Origin of the sequence: Nocardia vaccinii NBRC 15922, from assembly GCF_001613305.1 — a bacterium.
Classification (GTDB): domain Bacteria; phylum Actinomycetota; class Actinomycetes; order Mycobacteriales; family Mycobacteriaceae; genus Nocardia; species Nocardia vaccinii.
In genome coordinates this window covers 162,391-183,720 of sequence record NZ_BDCC01000032.1, presented here as the reverse complement: position 1 = coordinate 183,720, position 21,330 = coordinate 162,391, and the positions used below count along the sequence as shown (strand labels likewise).

The 21,330-nt window shown below is 68.9% G+C and carries 21 protein-coding genes; 13 read left to right on the top strand and 8 right to left on the bottom strand.

Features of this window, described 5'->3' with window-relative positions; all coding sequences use genetic code 11:
* The first annotated feature begins 102 nt into the window (after nt 1–102).
* Both exaC and NV1_RS20850 read left to right on the top strand, forming a co-directional pair.
* Nucleotides 103–1,623: an acetaldehyde dehydrogenase ExaC gene (gene exaC, locus NV1_RS20855; RefSeq protein ID WP_281181863.1), complete on the top strand. Its 1,521-nt coding sequence runs from the start codon at nt 103–105 to the stop codon at nt 1,621–1,623.
* Entirely contained in the window at nt 1,623–2,051 is a 429-nt protein-coding gene (locus NV1_RS20850; protein ID WP_067893728.1) for a DUF779 domain-containing protein, read from the top strand. Before exaC ends, NV1_RS20850 begins: the two co-directional genes overlap by 1 nt.
* A 192-nt stretch (nt 2,052–2,243) precedes the next feature.
* On the opposite strand, the gene NV1_RS20845 is transcribed toward NV1_RS20850, so the two are convergent.
* Together NV1_RS20845 and NV1_RS20840 are read right to left on the bottom strand one after the other, a co-directional pair.
* On the bottom strand, nt 2,244–3,797 hold the full coding sequence (locus NV1_RS20845; protein ID WP_067893726.1) for a succinic semialdehyde dehydrogenase: 1,554 nt from the start codon (nt 3,795–3,797) through the stop codon (nt 2,244–2,246).
* Between the two features lie 128 nt (nt 3,798–3,925).
* Nucleotides 3,926–4,555 carry a LysE family translocator gene (locus NV1_RS20840; RefSeq protein ID WP_067893724.1) on the bottom strand — a complete coding sequence of 210 codons (630 nt, stop codon included), beginning with the start codon at nt 4,553–4,555 and terminating at the stop codon, nt 3,926–3,928.
* A 164-nt stretch (nt 4,556–4,719) separates the two neighbouring features.
* Between NV1_RS20840 and NV1_RS20835 the strand changes: the two genes are divergently transcribed.
* Both NV1_RS20835 and NV1_RS20830 read left to right on the top strand, forming a co-directional pair.
* Nucleotides 4,720–5,139: a roadblock/LC7 domain-containing protein gene (locus NV1_RS20835; RefSeq protein WP_067893722.1), complete on the top strand. Its 420-nt coding sequence runs from the start codon at nt 4,720–4,722 to the stop codon at nt 5,137–5,139.
* Nucleotides 5,136–5,729, top strand: a complete 594-nt coding sequence (locus NV1_RS20830; RefSeq protein ID WP_067893720.1) for a GTP-binding protein — start codon at nt 5,136–5,138, stop codon at nt 5,727–5,729. The genes NV1_RS20835 and NV1_RS20830 overlap by 4 nt, the downstream gene beginning before the upstream one ends.
* Before the next feature lie 13 nt (nt 5,730–5,742).
* Here NV1_RS20830 and mtnC read toward each other — a convergent pair whose 3' ends face one another.
* Genes mtnC through mtnA form a run of 3 tightly spaced genes read right to left on the bottom strand, consistent with a single transcriptional unit; the run spans nt 5,743 to nt 8,986 of the window.
* A complete protein-coding gene (gene mtnC, locus NV1_RS20825; RefSeq protein WP_067893718.1) occupies nt 5,743–6,429 on the bottom strand; it encodes an acireductone synthase in 687 nt (228 codons plus the stop codon).
* Nucleotides 6,426–6,995: a 1,2-dihydroxy-3-keto-5-methylthiopentene dioxygenase gene (locus tag NV1_RS20820; protein WP_067893716.1), complete on the bottom strand. Its 570-nt coding sequence runs from the start codon at nt 6,993–6,995 to the stop codon at nt 6,426–6,428. The genes mtnC and NV1_RS20820 overlap by 4 nt, the downstream gene beginning before the upstream one ends.
* A complete protein-coding gene (mtnA, locus tag NV1_RS42275; protein WP_084525569.1) occupies nt 6,992–8,986 on the bottom strand; it encodes an S-methyl-5-thioribose-1-phosphate isomerase in 1,995 nt (664 codons plus the stop codon). Before mtnA ends, NV1_RS20820 begins: the two co-directional genes overlap by 4 nt.
* 196 nt (nt 8,987–9,182) lie before the next feature.
* Between mtnA and NV1_RS20805 the strand changes: the two genes are divergently transcribed.
* The gene (locus tag NV1_RS20805; protein ID WP_067893714.1) at nt 9,183–9,617 is read left to right on the top strand and encodes an NUDIX hydrolase; all 435 of its coding nucleotides are present in this window, start codon (nt 9,183–9,185) and stop codon (nt 9,615–9,617) included.
* Nucleotides 9,618–9,984: 367 nt separating this feature from the next.
* Nucleotides 9,985–11,106 (top strand): NAD(P)H-dependent flavin oxidoreductase, encoded by a 1,122-nt coding sequence (locus NV1_RS20800; RefSeq protein WP_067893712.1) that lies wholly within the window; start codon nt 9,985–9,987, stop codon nt 11,104–11,106.
* Nucleotides 11,107–11,356: 250 nt separating this feature from the next.
* Here the strand turns inward: NV1_RS20800 and NV1_RS20795 are convergent, their stop codons facing one another.
* From NV1_RS20795 to NV1_RS20785, 3 genes are all read right to left on the bottom strand, one after another.
* Nucleotides 11,357–11,926 (bottom strand): LppP/LprE family lipoprotein, encoded by a 570-nt coding sequence (locus tag NV1_RS20795; protein WP_169813363.1) that lies wholly within the window; start codon nt 11,924–11,926, stop codon nt 11,357–11,359.
* Between the two features lie 284 nt (nt 11,927–12,210).
* Entirely contained in the window at nt 12,211–12,651 is a 441-nt protein-coding gene (locus tag NV1_RS20790; RefSeq protein WP_067893710.1) for an SRPBCC domain-containing protein, read from the bottom strand.
* A gap of 68 nt (nt 12,652–12,719) precedes the next feature.
* A complete protein-coding gene (locus tag NV1_RS20785; RefSeq protein WP_067893708.1) occupies nt 12,720–13,964 on the bottom strand; it encodes a KasA/KasB family beta-ketoacyl-ACP synthase in 1,245 nt (414 codons plus the stop codon).
* A gap of 38 nt (nt 13,965–14,002) precedes the next feature.
* Here NV1_RS20785 and NV1_RS20780 point away from each other — a divergent pair, with 38 nt between their 5' ends.
* From NV1_RS20780 to NV1_RS20745, 7 genes are all read left to right on the top strand, one after another.
* Nucleotides 14,003–14,590 carry a TetR family transcriptional regulator gene (locus NV1_RS20780; protein ID WP_067893706.1) on the top strand — a complete coding sequence of 196 codons (588 nt, stop codon included), beginning with the start codon at nt 14,003–14,005 and terminating at the stop codon, nt 14,588–14,590.
* Between the two features lie 293 nt (nt 14,591–14,883).
* Nucleotides 14,884–15,654: a 2-phosphosulfolactate phosphatase gene (locus tag NV1_RS20775; protein WP_067893704.1), complete on the top strand. Its 771-nt coding sequence runs from the start codon at nt 14,884–14,886 to the stop codon at nt 15,652–15,654.
* 431 nt (nt 15,655–16,085) lie between these two features.
* A complete protein-coding gene (locus tag NV1_RS20765; protein ID WP_245713826.1) occupies nt 16,086–17,033 on the top strand; it encodes a patatin-like phospholipase family protein in 948 nt (315 codons plus the stop codon).
* Between the two features lie 144 nt (nt 17,034–17,177).
* Nucleotides 17,178–17,618, top strand: coding sequence for a hypothetical protein (locus tag NV1_RS20760; RefSeq protein ID WP_067893700.1), 441 nt, complete (start codon nt 17,178–17,180; stop codon nt 17,616–17,618).
* The gene (locus tag NV1_RS20755) at nt 17,615–18,334 is read left to right on the top strand and encodes a hypothetical protein (protein WP_067893697.1); all 720 of its coding nucleotides are present in this window, start codon (nt 17,615–17,617) and stop codon (nt 18,332–18,334) included. Before NV1_RS20760 ends, NV1_RS20755 begins: the two co-directional genes overlap by 4 nt.
* Before the next feature lie 101 nt (nt 18,335–18,435).
* A complete protein-coding gene (locus NV1_RS20750; RefSeq protein WP_067893695.1) occupies nt 18,436–19,149 on the top strand; it encodes a YoaK family protein in 714 nt (237 codons plus the stop codon).
* A gap of 108 nt (nt 19,150–19,257) precedes the next feature.
* Nucleotides 19,258–21,330 (top strand): hypothetical protein, encoded by a 2,073-nt coding sequence (locus NV1_RS20745; RefSeq protein WP_067893694.1) that lies wholly within the window; start codon nt 19,258–19,260, stop codon nt 21,328–21,330.

Here is a 21,330-nt window from a genome sequence, read left to right as displayed (position 1 = left end):
GTCCCGGATCACTTCCGTGGTACGCGCGTCGGCTCGTGCGGGTCTCGGCCCCGTGTGAGCGTTGGAGGGTTCGCGTGTGCGACGGACGACCACGAAGCGAGCATCATGATCTACGCCAAGCCCGGAACCGAGGGCAGCATCGTCGAATTCGCCCGCCGCTACGACAATTTCATCGGCGGGGAGTGGAAGGCGCCTGTCGAGGGACGATATTTCGACAATCCCTCCCCCATCGACGGCGAAACCTTCTGCGCGGTCGCCAGATCCACCGCCGCGGACGTCGATGCGGCGCTGGATGCCGCGCACGCCGCGGCGCCGGGCTGGGCGGCCACCCCGGCCGGGGAGCGCGCCAACGTGCTCAACCGGATCGCCGATAAGATCGAAGCGAATCTCGAACCGCTCGCGGTGGCCGAGTCCTGGGAGAACGGCAAGTCGGTGCGCGAGACGCTGGCCGCGGATCTGCCGTTGACGGTGGATCACTTCCGGTATTTCGCCGGTGCGGTGCGCGCCCAGGAGGGCGGGATCTCCGAGATCGACGGGGACACCATCGCGTATCACTTCCACGAGCCGCTCGGTGTGGTCGGGCAGATCATCCCGTGGAACTTCCCGATTCTCATGGCCGCCTGGAAGCTGGCTCCCGCGCTGGCCGCGGGCAACTGTGTGGTGATCAAACCGGCCGAGCAGACCCCGGCCTCGCTGCTGCTGGTGATCGAACTGATCGCCGATCTGCTGCCGCCCGGAGTTGTCAACGTGGTCAACGGTTTCGGCGTCGAGGCGGGCAAACCGCTGGCCTCGAGCCCGAAGGTGGCCAAGGTCGCGTTCACCGGTGAGACCACCACCGGGCGGCTGATCATGCAGTACGCCAGCGAGAACATCATCCCGGTCACCCTGGAGCTGGGCGGGAAGAGCCCGAACATCTTCCTGCCCGACGTCGCCGCGCACGACGACGCGTTCCTGGACAAGGCCGTCGAGGGCTTCGTGATGTTCGCGCTGAATCAGGGTGAGGTGTGCACGTGCCCGTCGCGGGCGTTGATCCATTCCTCGATCTACGACGAGTTCATCGCCCGCTGTATCGAGCGCACCCGCGCGATCACCGGCGGCAATCCGCTGGACACCGAGACGATGATCGGCGCGCAAGCCAGTAACGACCAGTACGAGAAGATCCTGTCCTACTTGGACATCGGCCGTCAGGAGGGCGCGAAGGTGCTCACCGGCGGTCAGGCCCGCAAGGTGGAGGGCTATCCGAACGGCTACTACATCGAGCCGACGATCTTCGAGGGCCGCAACGATATGCGGATCTTCCAGGAGGAGATCTTCGGTCCGGTGGTGTCGGTGGCGCGCTTCGACAGCGTCGAGGAGGCGATCGGGATCGCCAACGACACCCTGTACGGGCTGGGTGCGGGCGTGTGGACCCGCGATATGAACACCGCTTACCGGGTGGGCCGGGCGTTGCAGGCCGGGCGGGTGTGGACCAACTGTTATCACGCCTATCCCGCGCACGCGGCGTTCGGCGGATACAAGAAGTCCGGCATCGGCCGGGAGAACCACAAGATGATGCTGGACCACTATCAGCAGACCAAGAATCTGCTGGTCAGCTATTCGCCGGACAAGCAGGGATTCTTCTGATGCCCGATCCGGGCGATGCGGGCGCGGCGCGGCGGATCGGGATAACCGACGCCGCGGCCGGGCTGCTGGACGAGTTGGTCGCCCGGCACGGTCCGGTGATGTTCCATCAGTCCGGCGGCTGCTGCGACGGCAGCTCCCCGATGTGTTATCCGCGCGGGGAGTTCCGGGTGGGTGCGGCCGATGTGCTGCTGGGCGAGTTGCCCGGGAGCACGCCGTTCTGGATGAGCGCGGACCAGTTCGACTACTGGCGGCACACTCACCTGACCGTGGACGTCGTGCCCGGGCGGGGCAGCGGGTTCTCCCTGGAAGCGCCCGGGGGAGTGCGGTTCCTGATTCGGTCGCGGCTGCTCACCGACACCGAGGTCGAACAGCTCGACGCCGACCCGCCGCGCACGGGCGCGCAACTGCCCGGCGAGAATCGGTCCTGATTCCAGTGGTTCCGGACCGGCCGTCCACTCCGGCCCGGAATCCGCCGTGGCCGCCGCGCGGTCACCTGTGGTGCCGGTGCGGCGGCCACGCCCGGCCCGTCCGGTCCCGGGATTGTTCCCCTTCCCGGGCCGGGCGGGCGCGGGAAGGGCCCCGCGAACGTTCGTGCGCGGGTCCTTGCGCACCCAGGCCGCTCAGCGGCCCGGCAGGAACCGGATGCTTCGGGCCAGCGACATCAGCGCGGGCTGCCAGGTGCTCTGCGGCAGCCCGAACGGCGGATCCAGATTCATCCAGCGGGTGGCCACCACGCTCTGCGGTTCGGTGAATTTCAGCAGTCCGTCGGGACCGTGGCGGCGGCCCACCCCGGAGATGCCCATCCCGCCCATCGGTGCGGCGGTGGTGCCCCACGCCGGGGCGTACCCCTCATCGATGCACACCGTGCCCGCGTGCAGGCGCTCGGCGATGCGCTGCCCGTCCGCGGTGCTCGCGGCCCAGACGCTGGCGTTGAGGCCGTACTCGGTGTCGTTGGCGCGGGCGATGGCCTCCTCGACACCCGAGACCGGGTATATCGATACCAGCGGCCCGAAGGTTTCGTTGCGGGCGCATTCCATCTGATCGCCCACCCCGGACAGCACCGTCGGTTCGAAGAACAGCGGCCCCAGATCGGGGCGCGGGTTACCGCCGGCCAGCACTGTCGCGCCCTTGGACACCGCGTCGGCGACATGTTTGGTGACCGTCTCGAGTTGCGCGGCGGAGATGAGGCTGCCGATATCGGTGGAGAAGTCGTATGCCGCACCCAGTGTCGCCGCGCGCACCGCGGCGGTGAACAGGTCGGTGAACTCCGCGGCCACGGTGCTGTCCACGTAGAGACGTTCGATCGAGATACACAGTTGCCCGGCGTTGGAGAAGCACGCGCGCACCGCCGCGCGGGCGGCCTTGGCCAGATCCGCCCCGCGCGCCACGATCATCGGATTCTTCCCGCCCAATTCGGCGGAGAACCCGATCAGCCGCTCCCCGCACTGGCGTGCGAGGGTGCGCCCGGTCTCCGAGGAACCGGTGAACATCAGATAGTCACACGACTGCACGATCTGGGCGCCCACCACCGCGCCGGGCCCCGGGATCACCTGCAGCACATCGCGGGGCAACCCCGCGCGCCACAGCAGTTCCACGCTCGCCAGCGCCGAGTACGGGGTCTGGCTGTCGGGTTTGACGATCACCGCGTTCCCGGCCGCGAGCGCGGGCAGCGCGTCACCGATCGACAGCAGCATCGGATAGTTCCACGGCGCGATCACTCCGACCACGCCCTTGGGCCGGGCGTGCACCGAGGCCCGGTTCAGCAGCGGGAACGCGCCCGGAACTCGCTGCGGGGCAAGGAGTTTGGGGGCGATGCGGGAGAAGTAGCGGGCGGCGAAGATCAGGCCCAGGATCTCCTCCTGCGCGGCCCACCGGGCCTTGCCGGTCTCGGCCTGGATCACGTCCATCAGATGTTCGCGCTGCTGTATCACCAGCGCGCGGTATTTGTCCAGGACTTCGGCGCGCTCGGCGGCCGGGCGCGCGGCCCACTGGGCTTGGGCGGTGCGGGCGCGCTCGGCCGCGGCGGTCACGTCGTCGGCGGCACCGACCGGCACTTCGCCCAGGGGCGCGCCGGTGAACACTTCGGTGATCGTGCGCGTCGCGTGGACCCCGGCGGAGTCGACCGCGGCGAATCCGGACAGGCGGGCGAATTCGGCGGGTTCCGGTACGGGCATGAACAGGCCTCCTACTTGTGAGTAACCGCGCGGTATGCACAATCTACCGCGCGGTGCGCGGGGCATCCCGCCGCTCACCGCACCGCATCGCCGCGCGTTCGGCGCCGGATGCGGGTGTGAGCGCGGATTCAGTTGCTCTGCAACGCTATTCGCACGCCGAGCCCGACCAGCAGCGTGCCGGTCGCCGCATCGATCACCTGCCGGACCCGGCGGCGGGTGAACACCCGCCGCAACGTCGCGATACCCACCGCGAGCACCACGAACCATCCCAGGGTCACCACCGTGGCCGCCGCGGCGACCTCGCCGGTGTCCGAGAGAGCCGGGGACGCGGGCAGGAACTGCGGCAACAGCGCGACGAAGAACACCGCGGCCTTCGGATTGAGCAGATTGTTCAACAGGCCCTGCCGGAAGCCCGCGCGCACACCGACGGGGTCCACGCAAACCTGTTGTGCGGCAGTCTCGTACGCCCCGCGCCGCGCGGCCAGCAACGCCCGCGCACCCAGATAGCACAGGTATACCGCACCGGCGAGCTTGACCACGGTGAACGCCGCGGCCGAGGCCGCCAGCAACCCGGCCACCCCCAGCCCGCTCAGCATCGCCCACACGAACACCCCGAGCGCGACCCCGGCCGCCGAGGCCATCCCCGCGCGGCGGCCCGAGAGCATCGCGTTGCGCGTCACGATCAGGAAATCCGGGCCCGGGGACATCGCGCCCAACAGCATCGCCACACCCACACCCGAGACCTGCGCGATCGACATCACCGCCCGAGTATACGAATCGCGGTAACATCGCAGCGCCCCAGGCATATTCGACAAATGCTGTCAAGAGCGCGACCCTTGTCGGCCATTGTCTCCGCAGCGGTCGCAACCTCGTCACAGAACGGTAATGTTGTGCCGAATCGCACGAATCAGGAAGGCCGAGGGTGACCATATCCAACCCGGGAGATCTCAACTGGCTACTGGATGATCTCGTGGACCGCCTCGCCGGTGTGCGATACGCGGTGGCGCACTCCACCGACGGGCTCGCGCTGGGCCGGTCCACCACGATGAGCCGTGCGGACGCCGAACACTTCGCCGCCATGTCCGCCACCCTCTACGGCCTCGCACGCAGCGCCGGGAGCCGCTTCGACGGCGGCGGGGTGCGCCAGGCGGTCCTCGAACTCGATCGCGCGGTCCTGTTCGTCACCGCGGCCGGGGACAACGCGTGCATCGCCCTGCAGGCCACCGAGGACGCCAACCTCGGCATGGTCGCCTACGAGATGAACCTGACCGTGCAACGCCTCGGCCGCTACCTGTCCACCGGTGCCCGCGGCTCGATGCACGCACAGCAGCGATCCTCATGACCTCCCACGCCCCCGTGCCCGACGCCCCCGCCCTGGCCGCCTCGGTCAAAGTCCTCATCGCCGGCGGTTTCGGCGTCGGCAAGACCACCATGGTCGGCGCCCTGAGCGAGGTCGCACCGCTGCGCACCGAGGAATTGATCACCGAGATGTCCACCGGCGTGGACGACCTGTCGGGAGTGGAAGCCAAGGACACCACCACCGTGGCCCTGGACTTCGGCCGCATCACCATCGACCGCAACCTGGTGCTCTACCTGTTCGGCACCCCCGGACAGGACCGATTCTGGTTCCTGTGGGACGAGCTGGCGCGCGGCGCCCTGGGCGCGATCGTCATCGCCGACACCCGCAGGCTGGAGAATTCCTTCGCCGCGATCGACTACTTCGAACGCCGCGGCCTGGTGTTCACCGTCGCGGTCAACTGTTTCGACCGCGCCCCGGTCTACACCCCCGACGAGGTCCGTGAGGCCCTGGACCTCGACCCGCAGGTGCCGGTCGTGCTGTGCGACGCCCGCGACCGCGGCTCGAGCAAAACCGTGCTGATGACCCTGGTGCAGGATCTCATCGCCCGCGCCACCGCCGCGGGTGTGCGCTGAGCGGCCTGCCCGGCTACGAATCGAGGTCGATCTCGGCGAACGAGCCGACCCAATGATGCGGCGGGCGCGGGGAATTGGGCTCCCCCGCCCGCGTCACGCCCACCGCGCGCCAGCCCGCGGCAACGGCCGCGTCGAGCTCCTCGGGATGATCGGACACGAACAGGATCTCCGGTGCGCGAATCCCGATCGCCGCGGCGATCGCCGCATATGAACCGGACTCACGTTTGGGGCCCGCGTTCGCCAGATCGAACCAGTCGCTGATCAGCCCCGACAGATCCCCGCCGCGGGCGAAGGTGAACCAATCACGTTGATTGCGCACCGAACCCGAGGAATACACGTACAGCCTCGCGCCGCCGCCATGCCAGGCCCGCATGGCCGCCGGCGCGTCGGGGAAGAACTCCCCGTGCAACGCGCCCGTGCGGAATCCCTCCCCGCAGATCAGTCCCTGCGCGGTCTTCAACGGCGCGGCCTTGACATCCGAATCGAGCCAGTCACACAGGATTTCGGCGACCGCACCCGTGTCCGCGTCCGCCCGCCCGGACAACTCCCGCACCCCGGCCAGCACCGGCGCGGCCGCATCGTTGCGATGCTCGGCCAGCCACCGCGGCAGCCGGTCGCGAGTGTAGCCGTACAGATCCTCCCGCACCGCGCGGGTCGGACTCGTGGTGCCCTCGATATCCAGGACGATCGCGGTGCTCACGCGGCGAGCAGCTCATCCAGCGTCGGGAAACTCTCCCCGATCCGGTCACCGGTGAAATCCCCGACCCAGCCGTCCTTCTCCTCGAAGAACCGGATCGCCAGGAAATCCGGGCGCACACCCATATCGAACCAGTGCCGGGTGCCCGCCGGTACCGACACCAGATCCCCCGCCTCACACACCACCGCGACCACCTCACCCTCCAGACGCAGGTAGAAGCAACCGCGGCCGGCGGCGAAGAAACGCACCTCGTCCTCGGCGTGGCGGTGTTCGGACAGGAACTTCCCGCGCGCGGCCGCGGCGGTCTCGGGCCAAGCCGGATCGCTCTCATCGGGGGCGATGCGCGCGACATCGGTGTGGCGGTAGCGGCCCTGGGCGTTCAGATCGTCGATGCGCGAAGCGTATTCGGCCAGAATGTCCCCCGTCGCGGCCCGCTGATCGGCCGGCAGCGGCCACCGGTCGAACACGATGCCCCGGCGCGCGAGTTCCGCGCCGATCACCTCCGGATCGGTGGTGCGCAACACGACCTGCTCGGCGTCGGTATCGGACATCACCTGCAGCACAGTCAATTCGGGTTCTCCTCGCTACCGGGCGACACGCCGATCTCCCGGCGGCCGGTCAACGTCACCAGCTCACACATCGCCTCGAGGCATTCGGCCCGATCGCGGGCCTGGGCCAGGCTCGCACCCCAGGCGGTGATGCCGTGCCCGGCGATGAACAACACCGGCGGGCTGTGCGGATCATCGCGCAGAAGACGTTCGATCTGCGCGCCGATCCGCGCGACGTCGGCATGATTGGACAATACCGGCATCTGTATCGAATCGGCCGCCCCGAGCCCCTTGATCAGCTCATAGCCGCTGAACCGCAACACATCCGGCCCCTCGCCCGCACCGATCGACACCGCGGTGGCATGCGGGGGATGCACATGCACCACCGCGCCGGCTCCGGTGGCCCGGTAGATCGCGGTGTGGATGGCGGTCTCGGCCGACGCGCGCCGCTTTCCGGCCAGGGCGGTCGAATCGGCGATCCGCACCCGCACCATATCGGCCGCGCTCAGCTCGCCCTTGGACAACCCGCTACCGGTGATCAACGCGCACTCGCCCAGGCGCGCCGAGATGTTGCCCGCGGTGCCAGGCATCCAGCCCCGCGCGTACAGCCCGCGCGCTATCGCCGCGATCTGTACTCCCGCAACGGTTTCCGCATCCGGCGACCCGTCTCGCGCCGAGATGTCGCCCGTAATGGCCGGTACCGCCATCGGTGACCCGCACTCGCACCGTTGTCTCGCAACGGTTCCCGAGTCCTTCTGCCCGCCTCGCGCGCCGATGCCATCTGTGGTGCCCGGTATTGCCACAGGTGACCCGCACACGACCGATTGTCCCGCGACAGTTTCCGCGCCCTTGTCCCCACCTCGCGCGACGAGGGACCGGGTGGCCGCGCGGCTGTTCGGCTCACCGGTGTGCGCCACGTCGTTCCCGGCGCCCACGGCATCAGCGCAAGTGCGAGAACCCGGGAGATCACCGTGGGCCGGGACGCTGACCGCTGCGCCGCGGTCCGCGCCGACCGGGCAACCGACGGTGGCGTCGGCATGGACCACGCCGTTCTCGGTGACCACGGCGGTGATCAGGTCCGGCGGCGTCACGTCGAACGCCGGGTTGAACACCGCGGTGCCCGCCGGAGCCGTTGGCACACCGGCGATCTCGGTGATTTCCGCGGCCGCGCGTTGCTCCACCACGATCTGCGCGCCGGTGGCGGTCGCCGGATCGCGGGTGGACTCCGGCGCGACCACCACGAACGGGATGCGATGCCGCCGCGCCGCCAGCGCCAGGGCGTAGGTGCCGATCTTGTTGGCCACCGAGCCGTCGGCGGTGATGCGGTCCGCGCCCACCAGCACACAGTCCACCTGCCCGGTCGCCATCGCCCACGCCGCCGCGGAATCGATCGTGAGCCGATGCGCGATACCGGCCTCGGCCAGCTCCCACGCGGTCAGCCGCGCGCCCTGCAACAGCGGGCGCGTCTCGCCCACCAGGACCGACTCGATCGCCTCGCGCGCGGCCAGCGCCTGGATCGCGCCCAGTGCGGTACCGAACGCGGTCGTGGCCAACCGACCGGTATTGCAGTGCGTGAGCACCCGCAACGGCCGATCCGGGCACAACCGCTGCACCAGATCCGCGGCATGCTCGGCCGCGGCCCGATTGACCCGCCCGTCCTGCTCGAGCAGCGCCCGCGCCTCGGCCAGGACCGCGCGCGGGCCGTGCGGGAGCTGTGCCAGCGCACGCCGCACGCCCCAGGCCAGATTCACCGCGGTCGGGCGCGCGGCGGCGATCCGCTGCGCCTCGGCCCGCACTCTCGCCTCGTCACCGGGATGCGCGCGGGCCGCGATCGCCACCCCGAACGCGCCGGTCACCCCGATCGCCGGAGCCCCCCGCACCGCCAGCGTGGCGATAGCGTCGATGACCTGATCGACCGTAGTGATCCGCAGCAGTTCGAGCCGCCTGGGCAACGCCCGCTGATCGACGACGACCAACCCGTCCCGATCCCACGAGATCGAACTTTCACCCATCCGCGCAGAACACCTTCACACCTGAACCCGACAACCTCGATGTCACCGTATCGAACCCGCCCCCGCCCACGCACCGCCAGGTTTGCGCTCGCCCCGATCACCACTGCCCGCGTTGCCTCGGCCCGGGTGGTGTGGACGTTCCGGGGTCGGGACGCGTGACCCGGCACGCGGTGCGCCGACCGGTACTGTGCTCGGCATGCGCACCGAGCCGACCCAGCTGCTCATCGACACCGTCGCCTGGGTGCTGGTCCAGGACGGCCGGATCCTGTGCGCTCGCCCGCGCGGCAAGGACGTATTCTACATCCCGGGCGGCAAACGCGAAGGCGCGGAAACCGATTCGCAGACCCTGCTGCGCGAGATCGACGAGGAACTCACCGTCGCGCTGGCGGCGCACACGCTCGTCCACGTGGGCACCTACGAGGCCGAATTGCCTGGGGCCACACCGGGTTCGGTGCGCATGGCCTGCTACACCGCCGACTACACCGGTACCCTCGCACCGTCCAGTGAGATCGACGAGATCGCATGGTTCAGCTACCGCGATCGCGATCGCGTCCCGCCGGTCGATCAGCTGCTGTTCGATGATCTTCTCGCCCGCGGCCTGCTGCCCGCGTACCCGGCGCGCACATATTGACCCACCCGTGGCGCACACCGGTCGATCAGCGACTCCGCGCTCGAGCCACCGGACCTCGAGTTCGCGAAGAACATCGTCGAGGCCGGATTCGGCTTCGACCGATCGCGGAGTTACCTCGCACAGATTCGCTCAACTCGTGTGCGCCGCATCGCGACCGGCCAAACTAGAACGAGTTGTGCAGACTTTTCAGTGCACGATTGTTTCCTGAAATCCGCGGATAACTAGTCTATAGAGGCGTTTGACCGCGTGTAATCCGATCCCCCTCTCGATTTGTGTACTCCGAGTCGCTAGTCTGAATATGAAACGTGTTCTAGTGTTATGCGGCGAGACTTTCCAGCGCCGGAAAACCAGAGGAGTACTTGACGCCATGCGTACCGAGATCTGCGAACGACTGGGCATCGACGTCCCCATCTTCGCCTTCACCCACTGCCGTGACGTCGCCGCCGCAGTGAGCAACGCCGGCGGGATCGGCGTGCTGGGCGCGGTCGGATTCACCGCCGAGGAACTCGAGGTCGAACTGGCTTGGCTCGACGAGCACGTACAGGGCGTCTACGGCGTGGACCTGGTCATCCCCTCCAAGTACGAGGGCAAGGGCGCGGACGGGCTGTCCCCCGACGAGCTGGAAGCCAAACTCGCCGAGATGGTTCCCCAGGGCCACCGCGACTTCGCCGAGAAACTCCTCAACGACCACAACGTCCCGCACCTGCCCGAGGGCGAGCACCACCACCAGCTGCTGGGCTGGACCGCCACCACCGCCGCCCCGCAGGTCGAGGTCATCCTGCGCCACCCCAAGGCAAAGCTCGTGGCCAACGCCCTGGGCACCCCGCCCGAGGACATCGTCAAGCAGGTCCAGGACTCGGGCCGGTTGATCGGAGCGCTGTGCGGCTCGGTCAAGCACGCGCTCAACCACAAGCGCGCGGGCCTGGACTTCGTCGTCGTGCAGGGCACCGAGGGCGGCGGCCACTGTGGTGAGATCTCCTCGCTGGTGCTGTGGCCGCAGGTCATCGACGCGATCGGCGACCTGCCCGCGCTCGCGGCCGGCGGCATCGGCAACGGCCGTCAGGTCGCCGCCGCGATGGCGATGGGCGCGGCCGGCGCCTGGACCGGTTCGCTGTGGCTCACGGTCGAGGAGGCCAATGTGCCGCCCGCGCAGATGCAGTCCTATATCGATGCCACCAGCCACGACACCGTGCGCTCGCGCTCGTGGACCGGCAAGCCCGCGCGGATGCTGCGCAACGACTGGACCGAGGCGTGGGAGAACCCGGCGAACCCCGACCCGCTGCCCATGCCGCTGCAGATGATGGTCGCCCTGGACGGGGTCAAGCGCGGGCACCGCTACCCCGAGGCCGCCAAGGACGTCAACTTCAACCCCGTCGGCCAGGTCGTCGGCCTGATGAACAAGGTCGAGCGCACCGCGGACGTCATGCAGCGGCTCATCGAGGAGTACCTCGAGGCCTGCGAGCGGCTGAACAAGCTCAACAACGGCTGAGTCGACCACCCGCACAGCGTGATTGCGCCGTCCCCCTCGCCGGGGCGGCGCACTCGCTGTATTCGGGGAACTCACGCCCGACGCGGACGCGCCCTGACGGCACTGGAACAGGTCCCTCTCGGCTCGCCCTGTACGCCGATTCGCTTGCAGCCGATCAACCTTCGGATGCGCTCACCGGCCGGCGTACACCGGCGCGCCGTAGAGTCGAATCACCGGAAGTGTCGTGCCCTCGGGACTGTCGAGCCCCGGATTACCGCGGCGGGTTGCCGATCATCACCACACGCGTTCCGTCCCAATGGAACTTGACCTGGGTGGTGGTGCCGTCGGAGCAGGCGTTGCAACTGCCCGGGGTCTTGTAGTTCAACGCCACCGTGTCATCGGTGGTCCCGGCCGGGGCCAGGGAGGTGAACCCGTAGGCCTTGGACGTCGCGGTGCCCAGATAATGCCCCGAGTGGAACATCAGTGCCTGATTCGGTGAGCTGCCCGTCGCGCCCTGGATCGTGATGATCGCGGTGGACAACGTGGCGCACGGATTGAAATTGCCCTCGATCGAGGCCGGATTCGTATCCCACTGCGCATGGGTGACCGGTTCGGCGGGCTGTTTCGCGATAGCGGCGCGAACGGTCGGCGCGGACAGATCGACCCCGCACTCGATCAGCGGGGCTCCCGCGGTCGTAGCATGCGGATCCGCCTGCGCCACAGCAGAAGTGGACGGGGTGGCCGCGTGATCGGCTTGCGGGTTGCCGCTGCTCCCGCAACCGGCCAGCAGACCCGCGGAGACGATACTGACAAGGGCGGCGACGCCGGTGGATCGGAACACTATCGGTGACCTTCCGTCGGTTCTGCGTGCAGTTGTCATTACCCCGTCGGTCGCAGAGTATTCCGCGCCTCATCCACACCGTACAGAGCCGATGGCGCCGGGGCGCACCAGCGCCACGACACCTCGCAGGCGCGGCGGATCTCTTCGGATCGCACAGCCTCGGAGCCCACCGCGAGCAGGCCACTTCGACCGTGCGCATACCCGCGAGAGCATGAGACCCACTGCGCCGCATGCGTTTCGGGTGCACTCGGTGGTCGATCGCGCCGAGTGCGCGACCTTCGCGCTCAGGCCGATGCGGCCGCGCGCTCGGCGACCGCCGCGGTCATCGCACCGAATCCGCGCCGCAGCGCCCCGCCCAGCAGGCCGGTGACCACGGGCGCCAGCCAGCCGCCGAGCTCGAAATGCGAGTCGTAGCGGCAACGCCGGTCATCCAGCGGGGTCAGGGTGTGCGAGCGCAGGCTGTGCAGTGCGCCTCCCGGAACCGGGATCATGGAGTAGGAGAATCCGGTGCCCGGTGTGACCGAGCGGATCCGCTCGCGCTGGGTCATCGCCCGCGGGCCCAGCAGCCGCACCCCCATGACGATCGGCGCGCCCGGCTCGAGCGCCGATTCGGCCGTGACGCAGAACGGATTCCACTCCGGGTAGCGCGGAAAGTCGGTGAGTACCTGCCACACCACCTCGGCGGGGGCGTCGATCTGCACGGTGTCGTCGATCACGAAGGCCATGCCGGAACAATACTGAAACAGGTTCTAGGTGTGCCGGGCCGGGGTGCGCGGCCCGGCACACCGCGCGATCAGGCCCGGCCGACCGCGAGTGACACGTTGTGCCCGCCGAACCCGAAGGAGTTGCTCAGCGCGTACGAGATGCCCTGCTCCCGGGCCTTGCCGTGCACGACGTCCAGTTCCACACCCTCATCGGGATTCTCGAAATTCAGTGTGGGCGGGACGATTCCATCGCGGACACTGCACACCGTCAGGATCGCCTCGAGCGCGCCGACCGCGCCGATCGAATGTCCCAGCGCACCCTTGGGCGCGTACACGCTCGCCTCGGGCGAGACCGCGGTGATCGCGTTGGCCTCCGAGGCGTCCCCGACCGGGGTGGAGGTCGCGTGCGCGTTGACGTGCTCGATATCGGCCGGGGTCAGCCCGGCGAATTCGATCGCCTTGCGCATCGCGCGCGCCGAGCCCTCGCCCTCGGGCTGGGTGCCGGTGATGTGATAGCCGTCGGAGGTGATCCCCGCGCCCATCACCCGGCCGTGGATCTGCGCGCCGCGCGCGCGGGCGAACTCCTCGGACTCCAGCATCACCAGCGCGCCGGCCTCACCGAAGACGAATCCGTCGCGGTCGCGGTCGAACGGGCGCGAGGCGCGGGTGGGTTCGTCGTTGCGGGTACTCATCGCCCGCATCATCGCGAAGCTGGCGATCGGGATGGCCTCGATATATCCCTCCACACCGCCGGCGATCGCGACATCGGCCTCGCCGGTGGCGATCAGCCGCCACGCGTGCGCGATCGCCTCCGCGCCCGAGGAGCAGGCCGAGGTCGGCGCGTACACGCCCGCCTTGGCACCGAATTCGAGTCCGACGCGTGCCGCGGAACCGTTGGGCATCACCATCGGCACGGTCATCGGGTGGATCTTGCGATAACCCCCGGCCTCCATCTCGTGGATGGCAGTGCGGATGGCATCGCCGCCGCCCAGGCCCGTGCCGATCGCGACCGCGAGCCGCTCGCCGTCCACGTCCGGTTTACCGGCCTCTTCCCACACCTGGCGGCCCAGTACCAGCGCCAGTTGCTGCACGTAGGAGTGGCGGCGCAGCTCGATCCGGGTCAGATGCGCCTCCGGCCCTTGCTTCAACTTGCCGCCGATGCGCACGGGTAGGTCGTACTTGCTGACGAACTCGTCTGTGAGCGGGCCGATTCCGCTCTCACCGGCCAGCAGGGCCGACCAGGTGCCCGCCAGATCGGGGGCCAGGCTGGTCGTGGTGGTCATGCCGGTGACGACCACATCGCGCCGCGTATGTGAAGCAGTTGTTACACCCATGGGTTATGAATACCTGTAGCAGGCGCTACAGTCAACCAGTGCCACGCCGTTTGGATCAGGCCCGCCGGGCCGCTTTACTTGCCGGAGTCATCGCTTACATCGGCGATCACGGACTCATCGAACTGTCCCTGCGCCCTCTCGCGGACTATCTGGGCACCAGCTCGCGCATGCTGATCCACTACTTCGGCACCAAGGAGCAAATGCTCATCGCGGCCCTGGAAACCCAGCGACCCGATATCGCGGGCCTGTTCGCCGGGGTCACCGACATCGATCTGCTCCGCCGCCGCATGATCGAATCGTTCTGCGTGAACACCACCAGCGACTGGGTCACCAGCACCGGCGTGCTGATGCAGGTCCTCGGCGTGTCCACCGTCCCGGGCAGCCCCTTCAGCGACTTCGCCAACGACGCGGTCCACGTCCTCGTCGACGCCCTCACCGAAACCCTGCGCGACCTGGACCCCGACCTCCCCGACCCCGAATCCACCGCCACCCTGCTCATCTCCGGCATCCGCGGCCTGCTGGCCGACCGCCTGGTCACCGGCGACGCCACCCGCGTCTCCAAAGCCGTCCGCCTGCTCATCAACCAGTGCCTGCCGCCCAGCAGCGCCCGCACCCCCAGGCCCTGACCCGGCCGGTGCCCGCGCGAATGTCCGGCCATCACCGCACTGCGGCGAATCCATCTGCCGTACAGCATCATTGCCTCCACGCGCCGACCGATGTGCCATCCCCTCACCGGTAGCCGTCGTCCGGCGGCGGGATTCCAAGCGCTGGTGGACAGCTCGGACCCATCCGCGTTACGGCCACCGGCCGCGTCGCCGGTTCACCGAACGCCCGGCGCGAGGACAGGGATCGCCGAACCGGTCGGTGGTGATCCGGACCTGCTGAATACTCTCAAACCGATACGAGGACAGGGGATTCGATGAACGCGGACTGGGCGCGGCAGGGGTCGTGGGCCGTGCGCATGGACTGGGGACCCGCGGGCGCACAGGTCCTGGCGCCTGGCAGCGCCGTCGTGGTGGTCGTCGACGTGCTGTCGTTCAGCACCGCGGTGTCGGTGGCCGTGGAGGCCGGAACCCGGGTGCTGCCGTGCCCGTGGCACGACGAACGCGCCGACCGGATGGCCACGGCCCACCACGCCCCACGTGCGGTGGCTCGCTCGAAAGTGTCTGCGCGGCAACCATGGTCCCTGTCTCCGGCGGCGCTGCGGCGTGCGCCCGCGCCCGAACGGCTGGTCCTGCCCTCACCCAACGGATCGGCCATCTCCGCGGCCGTGACCGCCGCACCGATCGTCGCGGCCTGCCTGCGCAACGCCGCGGCGGTCGCGCACTGGATTCGCGTGCGGGGCTGGGGAACCGTCGACCAGCCCGTCACGGTGATCGCGGCGGGCGAATCCTGGCCCGGACAACAGATCCTGCGTCCGGCGATCGAAGACTGGCTGGGCGCGGGAGCGGTCGTATCCGCCCTGGCTCGCCTCGGCGCGGGCCCCCTTTCCCCCGAGGCGGCCGCCGCGCGGGCCTGCCACGACGGCATCGCCGACCTGCCCGCCCTCATCCGCGACTGCGCCTCCGGGCGCGAACTCGCCGAGATGGGATTCGCCGAGGATGTCGACATCGCCCTCGAAATAGACAGCAGCACAGTGGTTCCCCTCCTGAGCGAGGGGGCATTTGCCGATGCGGCCGGGACTCGTTGATACGCCCCGGGCCTCGGCCACCGGCCCCCGACCGGCATACGGCTCGTCGAGGATCGGCCGACACTGACCTCAGCGGTCGCATCACCCCAGCAAAGATCTCACTCGGCGCTGCGCTGCATTGCATCCGGCATGATCGCGAACTTGTCGCGGCGGCTGCGCATCCGGACGCGAACCGGTCGCGATGGGCATCGCCGAGGACGCCGAGACCGCCGCCGAACATGGTTCGACGGGCTCCCTGGCCCTCCTCGGCACCGCCAGCGGGTCATCCTGCCCGCAACCGGCCGAGGAAACGGATCGTGCGAACGACGGTAGCCGCGAGGCGCGTACCAAGCAGGTAAGCCGGTCGGCGGGATCGAGTACGTGAGGTCCGGTCCGGCATGGGCACTGTGATAGACCGGTTCCGGTTTGTCGCATTACTGGAAGGTCCGCTCGTGTCGCTCGATGAATCCGGATCCTCGGTCGCCGATCTGATCTCCGCGCGCCAGGCGAGCGGGAGTATGCCCCGGCAGCGGACCGACGGGGCGCGGCTGGCGCTGGTGATCGAGGGTGGGTCGACGCGCGGGGCGTACTCGCACGGGATGGCGATGGGGCTCGAGGATTTGGGGGTGCTGAACTGCTTCGATGCGGTGTACGGGTCCTCGGCCGGTGCGTTGAACGGGGCGTGGCTGTTGTGCGGGCGGGCGAACTTGTCGCGGCGGGCCTGGCATGCGGATGTGGTGCGGCGGGTGATCGATCCGGTGCGCGCGTTGCGCGGCGGGCGTGTAGTCGACACCCGGTATCTCGTGCATACGGTGTACGAGCGGATCGTGCCGATGGATTTCGCGGCGATCCTGAACTGCCCGGTGAGCTTCCACCCGATCGGCACCGATACCGCCGACGGCGCGGCGGTGGACCTGCATCCGCACATCACCGATCCGGCCTCACTGCAACGCGCCCTGCTGGCCACCACCTGTCTGCCCATTCTGGCCGGGCAGTCGGTGGAGGTGGCCGGACGCCGCTACATCGATGCGGGCCTGTCCGAATCGGTGCCCATCCACACCGCGCTGGCCCAGGGCGCGACTCACGCACTCGTGCTGCGCACCCGGCGCATCGACGAAACCCCTGGCGTCCCTTCGGCAATCGAGACGCGCGTGGTCGCGCGATACCTGGCCCGGCACGCTCCCGGCGTGGTCGCGAACTGGCTCGCCCGCGCCGAGCAGCACGCCCGCGACGAACGAGTGCTCACCGGTGATCGCGCGATTCTGCAGATCCGTCCGCCCCGGCACGCGCCCGCGATCGGCCGGGTCGGCCGCGATTCGGCGGTACTGCTGCGTGCGCTGGATCTGGGCCGCGAGGCGACCTTCGCCGCGCTGCCGGGGTTGACGCGCGTGACGGGATGAGATCGGCACGCTCACTGTCCCTGGGAAGTCGCGGGGCGAGTCCACCGGCGGGTGAACTATCGTCATCGGGCGCTCGAAGCGGGCTCCCATGTCCGGGTGCGGCGCGTGTCTCGAACAAGTGCCGGCCGATCGAATGGGGATGAGATGACGACGGATCAGCCGAACCCTCGAACGCGCTGGCTGGTCTTGACCGCGCCGGGCTGGGACGCCGCTGAGGAGGCGCAGCAGCCACCACCGGAAATGATCGTCGGCGGCTGGCGGATCGACGACGAAGGCCGTTCGGGACCGTTCGAACCGAACCTCGCCTATCTGCCCGCCGACGAGTCGATGCCCTCCGATCCGCTCGACGCGATCCTGCGGCAGGCCACCGCCGATACGTGCCTGCCCGCGGACCACCGGCATCTGATCCGCGATTTCATCGCCGCCTTGCGGCACTCCGTGGCCTGGCGGAAAAGTACGTCGGGACCGCGGGAAAGTTCGGCGAGACCGGCAGAACACTCGCCGGAACCGACGAATTCACCGCGAATGGATTCCAGCGTCTCGAGGCCATTCCGGTCGAGGACTTCGTACCCGATCGTGAGGTGACATTCCGTCCCGACCAGGTGGTCACTCGAATGCGGCGGGCGGAACAAAGATTCAAGAAACCCGCACTGGTCATCGACTATCCGGTCGAGGACGCCGCCCACATGGAGCAATGGGCGAACGGGAAGTACGTGTACGACGGGGAAGATCACGGGTACAACATCATCAGGCCCGATGACGTCCAGTTCGGCGAACCCACCCCTGACGGTTACGACCTGGATACCGCACCGTGGGTGCGTCGCTGGCCGCCCGAGGACAACACCTTCGTGCGCAGCCGGTCGTTGACCGAGCCGGTGAGCACCGCGTCCGCGGTTCCCGGGCGGCGACGGCTGCTGCAGGTCAAGACCGGGCGGCGGAAGATCGAAACGGTCGCTGTGGACGACGAGACGCTGCTGAAAGTGCAGGCGGCGAACAAGCAGCTGGCCCGAGCCGTTCGCAAGAACCGCGGCCCGGTAGTGCTGTTGCCCGACAAGAGTTTTCCGACCTCTGCCGCCGAGCACGTCGAGAATTTGCGGACGAGCATCGGCAGTCCGGAGGTGTACGCGCCCACGGGTGATGTGTCCACCACGATCGGCGCTCCGAGAACCATTCTGGCCGGGTTGAAGGAGCAGGTCGTGCCGGGCCAGACCGGGATAGAAGTGCACAAGACCGATGACAGTCCCGCGTGGCAACGTCTGGGAGCGATACCGGGAACCCAGGAATGGTGGGCAGACCCGTGACGAGGCGGCTCCGGCCGGATCACACCGATGCGCCAAGGGCTCCGAGGGCGGCCCGCCACACAATTCATGCACAGTACCGCATAGATTGCTAGCCTGTCGCTGTGACCGCGAACTCGAACGACTCACGTGAACCGTTCTGGGATTTGGAGGCCCGGCTCGCCACAGCGCTGCTGATACTCGCCGGATTCGTCGGCGCCGCCGCCTACACCCATTCGCAGGGTTACTTCGTCACCTTCATGACCGGTAACACCGAACGCGCGGTCATCGGGGGTTTCCTGGGTGATTTCCGCCTCGCGTGGGGTGCGTTCCTGCTGATCGTCTGCTTCCTGGCCGGTGTGTTCAGCGCCTCGGTCTGCCGTCGGCACTGGTGGCGCAACCACCCGCACGGCGCGACGATGCTGGCCACCTTCGCGCTCGTGATCGCCGCGACGGTGGACGGATTCAGACGGGAAACGGACGTCGGGCTGGTCCCGATCCTGCTCGTCGCGTTCGCCATGGGTTCGCTCAATACCTCGTTCGTGCGCAAGGGTGAGGTCTCGATCCCGGTCACCTACGTCACCGGGACGCTGGTGAAATTCGCTCAGGGCGTCGAACGACACCTCGCCGGGGGCACCCACCGCGAATGGCTCGGCTATGCGGTGCAGTGGCTGTCCTTCGTCGTCGGCGCCGCGATCGGCGGACTGGTGAGCCTGGCGGTGAACGGTGAAGAGATGCTCATCGCCGCGGCCGTCGGCTCGGCCCTGGTCGCGGCCTACACCTGGCGCGCGGATATCCGCTGGGTACGCCGCCGCGCCCAGTCCCCCTCCGGAAGCTGACTCGCGCAACGGGATTCGGCCCCCGCATTCGCGGGCTTGACACGAGCACGCATCGGGCAGAGCCTGTCTTCACCACACACGCGATCGCTTCCGGCGGAGGGGGAATCGATGGCCGACGAGATCAGTCTGCGTGAAATCCTGCCCGTACTCGTCGAACGACTCACCGAGTCGCCGCACGACCACGACCAGCTCCGGCCCCGGCCCGTGTTGGTACTGGAGGGATGCGGCGGCTCCGGCCGAACCGGGCTACTGCTGGACATTCTCGATGAATGGAAGGATAGGACATACGCCGAGCGTCTCACTTCTCGCGAATGGGAAATCGCCGACCGGACAGGGGATATCGGCCCCGGCGAACGAGATCCCCTGCGGCCGCTCATGGTCGCGATCATGGTGTGGCTGGGCAAACGACTGCCCGGATTCCGCCTGACCCGGATGCGAATGCTGGTGGCGCACATCGCGATCAGCACCGACTTTCGCGGCCTGGCGTTGGACGAGCAGTTGCGCCTGCTCGATGCCGAACTCGACAGATATTGCGACCCACGGCAATTGCGCGGCCTGCTCGAGGGACTGGCCCGATTCGTCGCGGCCGCGATCCCCAATCCGCCACCGCCGCTGAACATCGTGCTCGATGTCGCCAAGACCGAATGGCTCAGTGACGCGGTCCCCGCGCTGGTGCGCCGGGGGATGCGCCGCAGGCTCGATCACGCTGTGCGCTGGTTCGCGCACCGCGATCTGGGCATGCGCAGCAAACCCGGACAGGTGCTGATCGACCTGGCCAACCATGCGCGACTGCGTGATCCGGTCGTACAGGCCAGCGTCGATGACGTACTGACCGGCGCGCTGCTGGCGGATCTGCGCGAGAGCGTGCAGCGGCTCGGTGCGCGGACCCCCAACATCCTGCTACTGCTCGACGACGGCGATCTGCCGATGGCAACAGCGTTCACCCTGTCGCTGCTGCGGGTGCGCGGCCTGGTCGCGGCCGCTGGTACGCGCACCGCCCAAGCAGGCGCCGATCCGCTCACCGTGATCACCGCCAGCTCCGGCGCGCTCACCGCGGCGCTGCACGACCACACCGGCCGCCGACCGGGGTGGTCCGAAACCGAGGTGCGCACGATCCTGGCCCCGCACACCACTTCCGGCCACGGCACCCGCGCGATCGCCGACCTCGTGGCCCGCTCCGGGCCCGAACTGGCGACCCGCTCGTGGCTGCGGGCCGAACTCACCGGCTTCACCAGGGACGAGATCCTCCTGCGCGCCGACCCAATCGCCCTGTTCCGCGCACCGACCATCGCCGCGAACCTCGAGCGGCTGACCCACCGGCACCACGAAGCCACCGAATTGGCGCTGCGCAAGATCAGCACGAATCCTCGTCTGTGGCAGGACATCGAGGGGTTGCTGACCAGCCGGGTCACCCTGGACAGGCGCGCTCCGGCGGACCTGCGGGCCGCCTCGCCCGAGCAGACCACCGCCGACGCCTCGCTCGAGGAACACCTGCTGTACGTCTTCGCCTCCGGACTCGATCCCGCGACCCAGCCCACCACCGCGCTCATCGACGCCATGATCACCGTCTCCGCGGCCCGGAACCTGCGCGAGGCGCAGAGTCTGCTCGTCCTGCACGACCGCGATGCCGTCGGCACCACCGCGCACCCGCTCTACACCTCACCCACGCTGTGGACCGCCGCACCGTCCGGCAACGCACCCGTGCGTCAGATGCATCCCCTCGCCCGCTATCTCGGGCTGCGGGCACTGGCCGTGCGGCGCGACCCCGCACGCGGCTGGAACGCGGTATTCGAGCTGCTGCGCGAGCAGTGCGAGGACAACGACATCGCCGCGCGGCTGTGCTGTGATCGGATGCTGCGCAGGCACGAGCAGGTCGTCGGCGAACTGGCCGACCTGCATGCGACATTGCCGTGGCCGGACTGGCGCGCTCTGTTCGCCGAAATCCTCGCCACGCCCGACCCGCATCCCCGCGCGCCCGAGGTCGCCTCCCTGCGCGAGCTCTTCTCCCCGGACACCCGCCACTGGCACATCGCGACCCTGCTGGCCGCGGTGCCCGCCTACCGGAACCCCTGCGTGACCGACTCCGCGACCCGAGAGCGGCTGGACCGCCAGATCGGACGCGCCGAGACGTTCCTGGCCGACCCGGATATCGGCCCGTCCGCGGCGCACATCTGGCGCTGA

What these genes read in the sequence shown, in the direction of transcription:
- NV1_RS20800 (WP_067893712.1), top strand. Translation starts at nt 9,985, where the DNA reads ATGCGTACCGAGATCTGCGAACGACTGGGCATCGACGTCCCCATCTTC.
- NV1_RS20785 (WP_067893708.1), bottom strand. Translation starts at nt 13,964, where the DNA reads ATGGGTGTAACAACTGCTTCACATACGCGGCGCGATGTGGTCGTCACC.
- NV1_RS20790 (WP_067893710.1), bottom strand. Translation starts at nt 12,651, where the DNA reads ATGGCCTTCGTGATCGACGACACCGTGCAGATCGACGCCCCCGCCGAG.
- NV1_RS20850 (WP_067893728.1), top strand. Translation starts at nt 1,623, where the DNA reads ATGCCCGATCCGGGCGATGCGGGCGCGGCGCGGCGGATCGGGATAACC.
- NV1_RS20775 (WP_067893704.1), top strand. Translation starts at nt 14,884, where the DNA reads ATGAACGCGGACTGGGCGCGGCAGGGGTCGTGGGCCGTGCGCATGGAC.
- NV1_RS20745 (WP_067893694.1), top strand. Translation starts at nt 19,258, where the DNA reads ATGGCCGACGAGATCAGTCTGCGTGAAATCCTGCCCGTACTCGTCGAA.
- NV1_RS20840 (WP_067893724.1), bottom strand. Translation starts at nt 4,555, where the DNA reads ATGTCGATCGCGCAGGTCTCGGGTGTGGGTGTGGCGATGCTGTTGGGC.
- NV1_RS20805 (WP_067893714.1), top strand. Translation starts at nt 9,183, where the DNA reads ATGCGCACCGAGCCGACCCAGCTGCTCATCGACACCGTCGCCTGGGTG.
- NV1_RS20830 (WP_067893720.1), top strand. Translation starts at nt 5,136, where the DNA reads ATGACCTCCCACGCCCCCGTGCCCGACGCCCCCGCCCTGGCCGCCTCG.
- NV1_RS20845 (WP_067893726.1), bottom strand. Translation starts at nt 3,797, where the DNA reads ATGCCCGTACCGGAACCCGCCGAATTCGCCCGCCTGTCCGGATTCGCC.
- mtnA (WP_084525569.1), bottom strand. Translation starts at nt 8,986, where the DNA reads ATGGGTGAAAGTTCGATCTCGTGGGATCGGGACGGGTTGGTCGTCGTC.
- NV1_RS20760 (WP_067893700.1), top strand. Translation starts at nt 17,178, where the DNA reads ATGACGACGGATCAGCCGAACCCTCGAACGCGCTGGCTGGTCTTGACC.